The organism is Paenibacillus etheri, assembly GCF_001012825.1.
Lineage (GTDB): Bacteria > Bacillota > Bacilli > Paenibacillales > Paenibacillaceae > Paenibacillus_AQ > Paenibacillus_AQ etheri.
In genome coordinates this window covers 78,796-93,253 of record NZ_LCZJ02000043.1, presented here as the reverse complement: position 1 = coordinate 93,253, position 14,458 = coordinate 78,796, and the positions used below count along the sequence as shown (strand labels likewise).

General features: G+C 38.6%; 11 protein-coding genes. 4 read left to right on the top strand and 7 right to left on the bottom strand.

Translation table 11 applies throughout. From position 1 onward, the window contains the following. Positions 1–2: 2 nt before the first annotated feature. From rihC to UQ64_RS26760, 5 genes are all read right to left on the bottom strand, one after another. Positions 3–923 (bottom strand): ribonucleoside hydrolase RihC, encoded by a 921-nt coding sequence (gene rihC / locus UQ64_RS26780; protein WP_060626518.1) that lies wholly within the window; start codon positions 921–923, stop codon positions 3–5. Between the two features lies 1 nt (position 924). Next, the gene (locus UQ64_RS26775; protein ID WP_060626517.1) at positions 925–1,371 is read right to left on the bottom strand and encodes a GNAT family N-acetyltransferase; all 447 of its coding nucleotides are present in this window, start codon (positions 1,369–1,371) and stop codon (positions 925–927) included. Beyond that, positions 1,365–1,616 (bottom strand): PfkB family carbohydrate kinase, encoded by a 252-nt coding sequence (locus tag UQ64_RS26770; protein ID WP_280818262.1) that lies wholly within the window; start codon positions 1,614–1,616, stop codon positions 1,365–1,367. Before UQ64_RS26770 ends, UQ64_RS26775 begins: the two co-directional genes overlap by 7 nt. A gap of 233 nt (positions 1,617–1,849) precedes the next feature. Beyond that, the gene (locus tag UQ64_RS26765; protein ID WP_209445889.1) at positions 1,850–4,231 is read right to left on the bottom strand and encodes a phosphoketolase family protein; all 2,382 of its coding nucleotides are present in this window, start codon (positions 4,229–4,231) and stop codon (positions 1,850–1,852) included. 211 nt (positions 4,232–4,442) lie between these two features. Next, the gene (locus UQ64_RS26760; protein WP_245238264.1) at positions 4,443–4,613 is read right to left on the bottom strand and encodes a hypothetical protein; all 171 of its coding nucleotides are present in this window, start codon (positions 4,611–4,613) and stop codon (positions 4,443–4,445) included. A gap of 319 nt (positions 4,614–4,932) precedes the next feature. Here UQ64_RS26760 and guaD point away from each other — a divergent pair, with 319 nt between their 5' ends. After that, a complete protein-coding gene (guaD, locus tag UQ64_RS26755) occupies positions 4,933–6,297 on the top strand; it encodes a guanine deaminase (protein ID WP_060626514.1) in 1,365 nt (454 codons plus the stop codon). 38 nt (positions 6,298–6,335) lie between these two features. Beyond that, a complete protein-coding gene (locus tag UQ64_RS26750) occupies positions 6,336–7,688 on the top strand; it encodes a uracil-xanthine permease family protein (RefSeq protein ID WP_060626513.1) in 1,353 nt (450 codons plus the stop codon). Between the two features lie 105 nt (positions 7,689–7,793). On the opposite strand, the gene UQ64_RS26745 is transcribed toward UQ64_RS26750, so the two are convergent. Further along, complete coding sequence (locus tag UQ64_RS26745) at positions 7,794–11,840, bottom strand: NACHT domain-containing protein (protein ID WP_060626512.1); 4,047 nt, start codon at positions 11,838–11,840, stop codon at positions 7,794–7,796. Between the two features lie 514 nt (positions 11,841–12,354). Here UQ64_RS26745 and UQ64_RS26740 point away from each other — a divergent pair. Together UQ64_RS26740 and UQ64_RS26735 are read left to right on the top strand one after the other, a co-directional pair. After that, complete coding sequence (locus tag UQ64_RS26740) at positions 12,355–12,837, top strand: RNA polymerase sigma factor (RefSeq protein ID WP_060626511.1); 483 nt, start codon at positions 12,355–12,357, stop codon at positions 12,835–12,837. Next, on the top strand, positions 12,834–13,442 hold the full coding sequence (locus tag UQ64_RS26735) for a zf-HC2 domain-containing protein (RefSeq protein ID WP_060626510.1): 609 nt from the start codon (positions 12,834–12,836) through the stop codon (positions 13,440–13,442). Before UQ64_RS26740 ends, UQ64_RS26735 begins: the two co-directional genes overlap by 4 nt. 82 nt (positions 13,443–13,524) lie before the next feature. Here the strand turns inward: UQ64_RS26735 and UQ64_RS26730 are convergent, their stop codons facing one another. Next, positions 13,525–14,172: a 2OG-Fe(II) oxygenase gene (locus tag UQ64_RS26730; RefSeq protein WP_060626509.1), complete on the bottom strand. Its 648-nt coding sequence runs from the start codon at positions 14,170–14,172 to the stop codon at positions 13,525–13,527. Positions 14,173–14,458 lie beyond the last annotated feature (286 nt).

Here is a 14,458-nt window from a genome sequence, read left to right as displayed (position 1 = left end):
CGTTAGTTGCACTTTCTCAAGCTATCTAATAACCATTCTCGAAATAATTGCTGATCGATATCAAGACATACTTTAGCATTATTAGGTTTACCTAAATATCCTTTCAAATCAACGATTGTTGTTCCTGCTGTCATACTGCCGTTCAGTTCAATATCCACGTGAGTATCAATCGTTTCAAACATTTCTGGTTTTAACAAATAGGCAATAGCACAGCTATCATACATTTTCAATCCTGTCTTCATACTGCCGCCCCGGTACCGCTTAAAGAGGCTATGAATCATTTTTCCGACATCGTTCATGTTTTCTAATTGAGCAGAGTCTTCTGGTAATACAAGCGCTTTCCAGCCAACGTCTAAACCTGCCATAACAATTGGAAGTCCACTATCAAAGACAATTTTTGCAGCTTCTGGATCCACATGAATATTAAATTCAGACATTACGCCCATATTTCCTCTAGAGGCTGATCCCCCCATTAGAACGATATCTTGAATATTATTTTTTACTTCGGGATAAATTTTCAACAATAATGCAATATTCGTAAGCGGCCCAATCGGAACAAGCGTAATCGGGGTTGCACTATCTTTAATCACCTTATACATGGCATTAACTGCATTCTCTTCAAGCAGGAGATCATTTGTAGGCTCTTCAAAATCAAAACCTTCCATTCCGCTAACACCATGCACATTACTCGCATCTTGAGGTGTTCTAATCAGCGGGGCAGCCGCACCCATGGCAACGGGAACTTCCTTTTTAAAATATTTCAGCAGCTTTAATGCATTGTTTGTTACTTTGTCTACGCCTACATTCCCTGCTACAGTTGTGATTAGCTTGACATCAAGTTCTTCACTATACAAAGCAATAGCTATAGCTACTGCGTCATCAATCCCAGGATCTGTATCAATAATAATTGGTCTTTTTAACATATTATTTATCCTCCATCGGGTTATCAATTTTATATGATTTATCTACAAATTTAACCATTCCGTGGCCAAAATCCTGATTAGGACGTTGAATAAATCCGAATTTCTCGTAGAATTTCTCTGTATTCGGCGTAGCCATTAAACCTATATATGCGTTCTCGCACGCTTTTTCCTGAATGTAATTCATTAAGGAATGCATAATAGTATATCCAATGGATTGCTTCTGGTATTCAGGATCAACTACTACATCCTTAATGAAAAACACAATTCTATCGTCACCGACAATTCGACCAATACCAATTGGTTTATGATCATCGAATATAACAACTGAAAATAGCGTCTTTTCTAAGGCCTTTGCGACATCTTCTAATGAATATTCTTGAAAATCTACTTTTCGGCGAAGCTCAGCATACATCTGTGGTGTTAATGCGTTTGCTTCTTTTCTTAGCATTCAAGAATCGCCCCCTTGTATACCCTCAGCTCATGAATTGTTAAGGCATCCTCCTTTAGCACCGACCCTGTACCCATGGTATCTACTGCTTGAACCTCTGGCGTGCTTTGATAAAAACTATTTTCTCCATTTTCGCGATAAATAATTCCATCTTTTCCGTTTGTGACAATTAGATTTTCTTTGTACTCTTCGCGAAAACCAGGGGACTTCATAAGCATTTCTGCTTCGTGCTTGTTTGGAGAAATAATGACGGATGAGACCTCTTGAGGTGTGTGGAACCGGTTACATATTCTAAAAAAAATATAATTCCTCTTTATGATGCGACAAGTATATAGATTTTATGATTATCGAGACCTAGGTAACCGGTTACATATATAATATGAAATCGCATTCATTCTGTCAAAGGTAAAAATTAGTATGAAAAGTAAAAGACACCCTAAGATGTCTTTTACTTCACTACATCGGTTACACCATGCTTTTATTTCAGTGGCTTCCACACCCAGTTCTCTATTTCTGGTAAATCATTTCCCTCTTCACGAATGTATTGATGATGTTTCTTAAGGATCGCATCCATTTCATCCAAGATGGTCTTATGCTCATCCGCATCAGGCAAGACGAGAATAGTCTCCTTCGTCAGGTTAAAGCGATCCATCTGATTCAATACACGCATATCGAATGGAGTTGTAATGTCCCCATTCTCACGGTATCCATGTACATGCAGATTATGGTTATGACGCTCAAAGAAAAAGTCTCTTATCAGACCTTCATAACCGTGGAAAGCGAAGATAACAGGTTTGTCTTTTGTAAAAAACTGATCAAACTCTTCGTCAGATAAGCCACGAGGATCCTGTTTTCGACTTCTAAGTTTTAATAAATCCACCACGTTGATATATCTAATCCTAAGCTCAGGCAGTTTCTCATGCAGGATGGAGATTGCTGCCAAGCTTTCGATTGTTGGTTCTGTACCTGCAGAAGCAATGACAACATCCGGCTCTCCACCTTGATCAGTGCTAGCCCAATCAATAATCTTCAGGCCTTTTCCAACCAATTCTTGTGCTTCGTCAGCACTAAACCACTGCAGTCGCGGTTGTTTTGACGTAACGATTAGGTTTATTTTTTGACGGTCGTTTAAGACAGTATCAAAGACAGCCAGCAAGGAGTTCGCATCCGCAGGTAAATACTCACGGATAAATTCAGACTTCTTGTCAGCTAAGTGACCTAAAATACCTGGATCTTGGTGAGAGTAACCATTGTGGTCTTGTTGGAAAACGGTTGAAGTTGCCACCACATTTAAGGATGGGATATCTGCACGCCAGCTTTGATCCGTTGCCTTACGCAGCCATTTGAAATGTTGAGTAATCATAGAATCCACTACACGCAAGAAAGCTTCATAACTTGCAAAGAAACCATGACGGCCAGTCAACACATACCCTTCAAGAAAACCTTCTGCCTGATGCTCGGACAATTGAGAATCGATAACACGGCCATAAGATGAGAGGAATTCATCATTTGGTTCCTTAATTTGATCCAGCCATTGCCGTTTGGTTACTTCAAAGATAGACCTCAGACGATTAGACATTGTTTCATCCGGTCCGAAAATTCTGAAATTGCGATTTCCTTCGTTAAGAGAAATAACTTCTTTCAGGTATTTACCCAGAACGGACATATCTTGTGCAAAAACTTGACCTGGTACGGAATTATCAAGCGCAAAGTTGCGGTAATCTGGCAAATGCAGGTCTTTAATCAGGTTGCCGGCGTTAGTTACAGGATTCATTGCCATACGGCGGTCTCCTGAAGGCAGGATCTCGGCAATTTCAGCTTTCAAACGGCCATTGTCGTCGAATAACTCTTCCGGTCTATAGCTGTTCAGCCACTCCAGCAAAGCTGGCGCGTATTTCATGTTTTTTTGGTCAACCGGAATTGGCACCTGATGGGCACGGAACGAATTTTTAATGGGTATACCTTCCCATTGCTCTGGACCCGTCCAACCCTTAGGAGAGCGGAAGACCAGCATTGGCCAGACCGGACGAGTAAGATCATTGTTCTCACGCGCATTTTTTTGAATCTCTTCAATTCTTTCGACGATAGTATCGAGCACCTTGGCCATTTCTGGATGCATTAGATCAGGATCTTCACCTTCAATAAAGAATGGTTGCCACCCCATACCTTTAAAGTAGGCGGTAATTTCTTCTTTCGATTGACGAGATAAGATCGTTGGGTTACTGATTTTGAATCCGTTCATGTGCAAGATCGGCAGGACCGCACCATCGGTAACTGGGTTGATGAATCTGTTGGAGAACCATGAAGTAGCTAGTGGTCCAGTTTCAGCCTCGCCATCGCCAATCACAACAGCCGATATCAAATCGGGATTATCCAGTATGGCACCGACACCATGAGAAAGAGAATAACCTAATTCGCCGCCCTCATGAATAGAGCCAGGTGTTTCAGGAGCGGCATGTGAAGCAATCCCACCTGGGAATGAGAATTGTTTGAACAATTTCTTCATACCTGTGGTATCTTGCGTAATTTCAGGATAAATTTCCGTGTAACTACCATCCAGATAGGAATTGGAAACCATAACCTGACCACCGTGACCAGGACCTTCAATATAGAACATGTTCAAATCATATTTAGTAATTACACGGTTCAAATGGGCATAAATAAAGTTTTGTCCAGGAATAGTGCCCCAATGTCCGATGGGCTTAATCTTTAAATCTACATCCTTGATCGGCTCCTTTAACAACGGGTTATCTTTCAAATACAGTTGACCTACGGAAACATAGTTGGTCGCACGCCAATAGGCATTGAGTTTTTCTAAATAAACTTTTGATGAGTAATCACATTCCATGGATAACACCATTTTCCCACTCCCAAAATTTTATTTTTTTGCATTTAGTTTGCCGTATTTAAATATCATTAGAAATTTTTGATAAGGTTATGCTTTCTATTTTGTACAAAACAAAAAAAATAAGACCGAGAAAAATTCCCCAGTCTTACCTTAGTCACCGATATCTATAATGGAATTAGGGCATAACTTCAACCGTATGGATCGGATTCCAGAAATTTATTCGTTATTTTCGACGGCGAATGTTCATGCGATTATACATCACTAAACCGGCGATGACCATGCCAAGCGTACCTATACTACTCGCTACTTCAGCCTGCATACCAAACAAAATACACAGGTTAGTAACTAAGCTTCTCGTAAGCAACGCGACAACAATTAGCATAATTGGGCGCATAATATTATATCTTTTCATTTCAGTAACACTCCTAACCTATTTTTCTTGGCGCTTAACCTAATTAATCTATAAGTATTATAGCATAAGTAAGTAACCGCATACATTTCACGTGATGATAACAAGCGAAATAGGATATTATCCTCGAAGTCTCTCCGAATGGGATTGCCGAAGAGCGTATGTAAATTCATAGATTTTGATCTAATTAGAGCATAAGCCAGCCCCAATATTCGTCTTCGTTCGACTTTAGGTATAGACTTATCATTTTTTACGGATTATAATAACAAACGAACATCAAAAGACGAACATTAAGGCGGAAATCATGACTGAATATATGCAAATATTCCTAGGCACTTCATTTTCAAGCAAATCACCAAAGGAAATTCAAATTTTAAAAGACCACCTCTACTGCATTAATACAGATGGAATGATAGAAAAGATCGTTTCTCCAGAAGAGCCCGACTATCAACCTTTACTAGATACTTATCAAGACCAAGACAACTTTCATCGATTAGCTGAAGGTCAGTATTTTTTGCCTGGCTTTATCGACTTGCATGTTCACGCCCCGCAGTGGGCTCAATCTGGAACTGCATTAGATATTCCACTCTATGATTGGTTAAATACGTACACCTTCCCACTGGAGTCTAAATTTTCGGACCTGGATTTTTCCAAAAAGGTCTACGATGATATGGTTGATACTTTACTCGCGAACGGAACCACTACAGCCCTTTATTTTGCAACGGTGCATAAAGAAGCCAGTTTACTATTAGCCCAAATATGTGCGGATAAAGGGCAACGCGGACTCGTTGGAAAAGTGGTAATGGACGATCCTCAAGGAAATCCAGAATACTATCGCGACACTGACACCTACACCTCACTTAAAGATACGGAAGAATTTATACTTGCGGTAAAAGAACTAGCCAAATCTACTAAGCAGGGCGTTTATCCAGTAGTGACACCTAGGTTCATTCCTAGCTGTACAAATGAGGCTTTGCAAGGTTTAGGAGACTTAGCCGCCAAATATGATACTCATATTCAATCGCACTGTAGTGAAAGTGATTGGGCACATGGTTATGTACAAGAACGATTCCAGAAGAACGATGCTTTTGCCTTGCATGATTTCGGTCTGCTCCGTGATAAATCTGTCATGGCACATTGTAATTTTTTAGAAGAAGACGATGTAGAGTTATTTGCAGAGACAGGAACGGCTATTGCGCATTGTCCGATATCAAACGCTTATTTTGCCAATAGTGTCATCCCTATCGCTCATTTCCACTCCAAAGGAGTAGAGATTGGTTTAGGGTCTGATATTTCCGGAGGTTTTTCACCTAGTCTCTTCGATAACATAAGACAGGCTGTAATGTCTTCAAGAATGCTAGAGGATGGCGTTAATCCTTCCCTTCCTGCACAAGAGCGTGGATTACTAGGATCACGGATTAAGATTGATGAAGCTTTCTATCTTGCTACTGCTGGCGGTGGTAAAAGTTTAAGCTTACCTATCGGTCGAATACTAGAAGGCTATACATGGGATGTTCAAATTATTGATACGAAATTACCATCGGCTAGATTGCCTATTTTTGATGGGAATGAAGATTTACACGACATATTTCAAAAAATGATGTATTTAGCTCGACCTGAGAATATCCGTGAAGTCTGGGTACAGGGTGAAAAGGTTCATTCACGTTAAGGATCGATAAAACTAGAAAATATAAGGTGGGCATCTGAGTGGAAACACAAGCAAACGTACAAGATCAAGCGCCATTAAAGTCACAACTATTAACCGTGCTACCCGATGAAAAAGTCTCCTTCGGTAAATCCATCATCCTAGGCTTTCAACATGTATTGGCAATGGACGTTTATGTGGTTCCTTTCCTGATTGCAATGTTAATCGGCTTACAACCGAATCAGTCAAGCGCGTTGATTCAATCTACCTTTATTGCTGCTGGACTTGCAACGATTGTACAGACTTATTTCTGTATGAAGCTTCCGATCGCTCAAGGTCCTTCTTACGTTCCACTTGGTGCAATCGTCAGTATTTATGCCGCTAGTGGCGGCGGGGAGCTGGGTTGGAGTTCCGTGTTAGGTGCCAGCTTAATCGGTGCGATTCTAGTTATTATTTTGGGCTATGTTGGGATTTTCAATAAAATCGTTAAGAACTTTATCCCACCCATTGTAGGTGGTACGATCATATTCATCGTTGGACTTTCTTTATTACCTGTTGCTATAAGAGACAATATCTATGGAGCTTCAGGTGCTTCAATCAATCAGAACGTTTTGTTAGCCCTTATTTCAGCAGGTACACTCCTTTTATTCGTGATTCTCGGTTCTATGTTCCGTAACAAAGGGTCTATCTTCCGAATTATTTCCGTCATGATGGCGTTAGTAGTTGGATGTATTTCTGCTAATGTGATGGGTGTGTTAGATTTCTCAGCGATCAGCAAAGCGAACTGGTTTAGCATGCCGCGCATCGCTTTTGTAGATTTCGGATTCTCGTTCAACTTTTCGGCTATTATCACCATGGTCATTATTTATCTCGTACTGCTAGCTGAAACAACAGGTACCTGGTTTGCTGTCAGCAACGTAATCAATAAGCCTTTAACAGACGAACATATTAACAAAGGGGTTATCGGTGAAGGGATTGGCTGTCTTATTGCTTCTGCACTCGGATCAACACCTGTTACAGGCTATTCAACGAATGCTGGTATTATTTCCATCACAGGTGTTGCCAGCCGTCGAGTTTTCCTCGCTGTAGGAGGATGGTTTGTCCTCTTCGGTTGTTCTGGTAAATTAGCTGCTCTGATCTCTTCGATTCCTTCCGCTGTAATCGGCGGCGTCTTCGCTATCGTCTGCGGGATCATTGCAATTAATGGTGTGCAGGTGATGAAAAACGTAACGATTGGCGAAAAAGAAATGTATATTATCGCAATACCTATGATTATCACGTTAGCTTTGGTACTCATTCCTGGCGACTACCTACATTCCTTACCTTCATTTGTGCAATATTTATTGGGCTCACCTATCCTAGCGGCTTCATTGGCTGCGATCTTATTGAATAAATTATTGCCTAGTGGAAAATAGAACGTAAAAAGGGGCTGACCCAAAAGGCGACAATTGATATGTCCCTTTAGGTTAGCCCTTTATTTTTGCTTGACAACAGAATACGTGTTAATTCTTATGTAATATCTAAGCATTATGGAACTTTAAACCGTCAAAAATGATTATTTTAGTATCCTCACCATTTAAGAATGGCCACACGATCACTTTATCTGAACGGATTAACCATCTAACTAATAAATCTCTCCTAATTAAGAGTATGTCCTCATAATTTTGCTCATATAACTGTAGGCTTGCAATTTCATCATGTTCATCGAGCAGTTCAAAGACACTGCTACCGATCGAAAGCTTCAGTTCTGTAAACATCAACGGAGATAAAATACTAAACTCAATATAGTTGTCCATAGCACCATCATTAATATCCCAACAATAAATATCAGTCACTTTATTTTGACTAAATTCATGGTCTTCCATATCAATTTTTTCTTTAAGTAGGCTCTTATATGCTTCCGACCAGTATATTTCCTTGGCATATAAATCTTCTAAGCCTCTCTCATTCAGCCTATCAAGATCTTGTATATAACATTTAAATGCTTCTAATTCGCTGGTATTCAATAGTAGGGGAGAACATCTATAAAAATTATTATTGTAATGATATCTAATACTATTCACTGAAATCCATTCCATCTGATTTAATTTCTTCTCGGCGTATCTACTGAAATTGTTCAATAGTTCCTCAAGTACTATATCTTTATTATACTTATAATTCCGCGTGTCAAAAGGGCTGAAGTAGTCTATACTTGGGTCTATTTTTCTAAAAAATAACAACTGCCAGACGCCCTCAAATTTTACAATCGAATCATTGGAAAATCTTCCGCGAATATATTGCTTGCTATCCAAATAAATGGCGAGAATCTTATTTAGGGCTATCCATTCATACTTCTGTCCTAAGCTGTTATTGTCACTATGATTAGTGTCATAGTCAAACTCTCCAAATTTCACAAAATTATATCCCATTCTGAAAATTTCCTTGATAACCATTCGAACAAAATTCTCCCTGTACTGCGGTAATATTTGATCAATGATTTCCGTTAGTTCAAAATCAATTTTTCCCCTTTGTTGAATAGGAACGTTATTATAACTGGATTCCAAGTTAACTATAATTTTTTTTTGATAGCTAAAAGCTCCCTCTACATCTAGATCTTCCCGGCTACGATAAGAATAATGTGGATCTAGGCTATCAATAGCGGCATCTGACGGCTTTTTTCTAAGCGCATTAATTTCGTCCTGCGTCACTTCATAGTAACTGTACCGGTTCTTAAAAGGTGGTTTTATCTCATCGACATGAATATGGTCACAAAGTCCCTTATACAAAGCAAACCCTAGAATTCCAGTCATATAATTTCGAATCATAGCATGAGGAATTACTTCTTTTCCATCAAAAAACTCCTCATAAATATATTCAGCCAGAATTTTAACATGATCCATACAGCGCGTACTCAGCACACTTCCATAGGCAGCACAAAAAAGTGCTTCTAACACATAAGCATCTTCTACTCTTCTAAACTTCTTGATGATTTCTAACAGAATATCAATTCGGTCAGTAAAGAGTGCTACCATTACTTTTATCGATACATCCCTTACACGAGAACATGTACTTGCCGTAAACCATGTAATATTCATTCCTAACAATCGTATCGACTCATCATCTAGCTGAGAATGATTTATATGATCCTTACTGGCCCAACTCATAATCCTCTTAAAGCTTTCATTCTCATCAAAAAACTTACTGACGTAAACTGTCCAAAAAGCGTTAAATTCATCAAGTTTAAGCACAATTAATTGCTTATATAAATAATCTGCATTATAGAAATGATTTTTGACGACGGTAAATTTAAGGACGACATCCCAGAAATCGTACATTCTGTTAGGCTCCGTATAGCTCATGCATAAAGTTTTATTTAATATAAATGAATGTGTTATACCGTTTATTCTCTCAGGTTTTCTCCAAGTAAGACTATTATAGAAGACTGTTACAAAATCAATCTCCCTGTACTTCAATATATGCTTTGGCCAATTGAACATTTCAAATTGTTCCGTATATTTAATGTCTACCGCATCTGGAATTTGCACAGCTAATGACTGAAATACGCCTCGATTCGAGAACTTATCGGACAACAAATGAAAGTATGGATTTTGATGTGAGAAGAAACTTTCTAAATCATTTGAGCTAGTATATGTGGCCACTTTATTTACTTCAACGATCTTCTTGGCAGTGATAAATTCTTCAAATAATTCAAATGCGATGTAGACTATTTCTTTTTCTTCGCCGTGATAAGTTATACTGTTGACTGCAATAATCTTCTCATTGATTAACTCGTCAAAGAAGTTTACACCTAATCCATGGTATACCATAGCCTGATTAATATCCCTGGCAGCAACTTCATAAAAGAAATAGACCTGGTCGCCTTTATGCTTAAGCTTAGAGTCAATGAAATAGCCTAAAGCTTCGACAACCAAATTTCCATGCTTAGGATAATTTTCGATCCTTGCTTGTAAATTTTGATTAATCTTTTTGAAATAGTTATTGAAGATCCCTTCAATACTTTCTGTGCCTGTAGCAGCATTCCTGTCATATGACATACAGTACACTTTCAAGAATAAGGGATTTCTAAATTCATATTTTAAATAATCATTTAAATTCATAGGTATTTTATAATAATTGAAAAACTTAAGAATGGCTTGATCCGTATTATCAAAGCCCTCAAACTCAACCTTAATCACATTATTAATCTCATAAAATCCTTCGGGTATGATTTGACTTTCATAGGTATCCCTTATACTCATAACTAAAGCAATGTTGCTATATTTCCTTAACCCTTCGATAAAGCCCCCAATTGAGTTCAGCCAATAACGCTTGCCTCTCCCCTCGTTAAGCGCGTCGATAAAAATGATGACCCTCTCATTCTTCTCTGCTCCATAATCATTGAATGCTTTAAATACATCTTCCATTGTTTCATCACTAGCAATATCTAATTGCTTCCTAATCTGTGACAGGATCGTATCCTCAGAATGGAATAACTGGCCTAACAAAAAAATGCTTAATTTATCAGCAGAAAGTCTCTTAGATACTTGATCAGCCATGAAGTGTGATTTACCAACGCCAGCCTCTCCGGATATTAGTACAAAAGGATTTCGTGCGATTTGGAAAAGGTTACTGTCTATATACGAGGTGTAGAAGTCACTGACCTCTTTTCTCAAAAGCCCTGCACCAAATGTATGCGGATTAGTGTCGAGATGCTTTTTTAACAGCGAAATGATATTCTCTAGTTCTTGTAAACATTCATCAAGATTCTTAGATAATGCAATTTCTTTCTTTACTTCTTCAATTCGCTTCAAGCTTTCAACAATGGATTCATCAGAACACCTAAACATAATACTGGCCGATATACTGTTGCACTTCTCCACAATGCTAGATCTGAATTTCTCGTTCCATTCCATCGCGTCGATGATCTCTGATGCCTTCAGCTCCAGGTTTAAATCCTCAGAATATCTTTGCCCAATATTCCTCATATTTTCCCTGACCCGATCTCCGAACCACTCCTGAGTATACTTGTATTTATACGTGCTTTCTGAGTTATCTTGAATCAATTCATACATTCTATCCTGTTTGACTGCCATCATAGTTTGCATATCCGTTAACGACTGAAAACCTATATGATTTACCGTCTTCAGTTCCTCAATTTGATTCAGAATCTCCAGAAACTCCGGACTCCAATACGTCTCTTTATAATGCTCTAAACGATTAAGTATCGTTTCAAAAAAGGGATAGATGAGGTCCTGATATCTTTGATTACCCTCCATGTACACTTCCACATTAAGCTTTCTTTTATCAAAATGTCCAGGTCGGACACCTTCAAGGATCCAACGAAATACTTCGTCCCGATTATCGCTATCAGATATTAAATCACCAAATAGTTCATCAGGAAGGTTATAGGTATATCTAGCATCGTTAACAGCTGCCGTGAATATTTCTACTGTTTTAGTATGGTAATTATCTTCGAACCACTTTTCCTTCAGATCACGACCAAATTTGGACTGCGCTATTTTATTCTTCATAAGGATTGCCAGCGACTTGCCTAAACTGGCAAGTGTTTTATCTATCAAGACATTCATAAGTTATCTCTTCCCCCGCTAATGTTTAGAACCGTTGCATCTTCTAATTCCATCTAGGTATTCAAATCTTTAGCTCTTGAGGTTGTTTTCGACAAAATGAAGGGAAAACCTTCCTGATTTTCATTGTTATACTAGAGCTTTTTTCAAATCTAGCCAGTAGATTCCTGCAAATAAAAAATCAGCCCATCGTTTGCTTATATCGCATTTCTCGTTGATACGTATTTAGCATAACTCCAACTAAAAACAAAGCCCCTAATATTTCTACACCTATAATAGGTTTGTACAGTAATATTAATCCCATAATCGTAGCTATAAAAGCAGTGAAAAGGGAAACGGAATCGATACATTAAAGCCCACTAGATTAGAATATAAAGTAATCGTGAATAGATCGATCCGCTGCAAGAGTCCCAACTATAGTCATCTACTTAATTCATAAATATTTTAATTTCAAAAATTAAAAAAGGCTGTAACGTTTGTAGCATTTTACGGATATATAACATGAGGAGGTGAACGGATGCAGGACAACGAGGAATTATACAGGGAATATTCAACCCAAGTATATAAATTCGTATTTAGTTTTTGTCATAATCATTTACTGGCAGAAGAAATCACCCAAGAAACCTTTTATAGAGCTGTAAAGTCCATACACAAATATGATGGAACCTGCAAAGTATACGTATGGCTTTGTCAGATTGCTAAGCATGTGTGGTATCAGGAACTGGACAAGCAGAACAAAAGGAAGACTTGTGAATTAGAAGACCCTCCTTTTTCTAACGCAAATTCAACAGAATCCCAATTTATTTTAGCTCAAGACAAAATGGAGTTATTTAAACAGCTTCATTTACTTGATCCAAATACCAAGGAAGTATTGTATCTGCGTTTGACCGGGGAATTCAGTTTTCGGGAAATTGGCGAAATTCTTGGAAGGGACGAGACCTGGGCAAGAGTTACCTTTTACCGTGGAAAACAAAAATTGATGAAAGGAAGATCTTCATGAAATGCGAGATCATTCAGGATTTATTGCCCTCCTATATCGAAAAGCTAACCTCTTTACATAGCAACGAAGAGATTGAAAAACATCTGCAAACCTGCGAAAGCTGCCTTCAGTCATATAATGAAATGACCACAACAGCAAATTTAAACGTGCCTATTGTTGATGAAGAAGAGGTTAACAAACTTAATTATTTTAAAAAGGTGAAAACAAAAAATATAAAGACTCTCGTCTTTTCCATTTTAACGGTGATCATACTGGCTGCAGCTCTTATTGGACTTTTTGTGATTGGTTTCCCTGTATCCTCTAAAGATGTGAGCATCGATTATCAGAAGACAAAGACTCGTCTGGAGGTTCATCTGACTTTGGAAAACGGCAAGGACTTGGTATTCTCAGGGAAAACTAAATTTATCCGTGATGAAAATAATAATGTGATCGGTTCTGAAACTAGGTATACCCCTAGAGGCTTGATTCACAATCCCTTTGATAATGTAGGAAAGAAAGTTATGTTGGGGACTGAGATTCATGCCGATCTTGATTACCCAAACAAGTTTATCCTTGAATTCAAAGATAAAACTATGACGTTCATTAATGGTGTTTTAGTGGAGTAGACATTGCAGTTAAACGAAAAAAGACACCTTTTAAGGTGTCTTTACTGATACTCCATGTGGAACTTAGTACATGTTCTTACCTCTATGATGAGCGAAGGACTTGTCTTCTCATCCACATCGTTGCAACCCACTTTTCGCCTTTGATCACTGGCGTACCTGCATGCAAGGTAGACTCGTTCAATTCATGATTATCGTAAAAATATTCGAAGTAGACCGCCATACCTTTGTTTGGACTCACTGATAAATTAAGCATTGGGAAAGCTGTTTCTCCACCTTCCTCCACATCATTCAAATACATCACGAGCGTACTAATTCGATTATTGCTACTTGCTCGACTCGTTTGTGTGAAGAAATCATGATGGGGTAGATACTCTTGGCCAGGGATATACAGCAGAACTTGCAAGCCATCACCATGCTCGATAGGAATATTCATAATTTGAGAGAATCGTTTCTCGATTCTTGTAACCGTCTCATTCTCCTCACAGAACACACCACTGCTCGTTCTAATTGGATTAACCGCATGGTCTTCGCCTATCCTTGAACGTTGCAATCGCTCCCTAGAATATGCAATTAACTCATTGCATTCCTCATCGCTGAGCACATTTCCTAGCAAGACTACCAGCGGCTCCTCATACTTGGCAAGAATTCGAATCTCTCGATCTTCTGTCTTAATCGTATTTCCAGCATGATCAAATATCGTCCGTTCTTTGTCAGTCGTATTCCCTACCATCCTTATGCAGCTCCCAAGTTATAACATCCATCGCAGAAAACATACCATAAAATGGTTTTATTTGCTTGATTAACTTCAGAACATCAAAAGACTCAGAAAATCAGCCCAGTGTTTGCTTATATCGCATTTTTTGTTGATACGTAGATAGCATAGCTCCTGCTAGAATGAACCAACCATAAGCTTTAACATTTAAATCACCTTTCAATAATACCGACTCCACAGTTTTCCCATCCAGCCTTACGCCAAAAAAAATAGACCCCACCCATCGTAAGATACGGGGTCTATT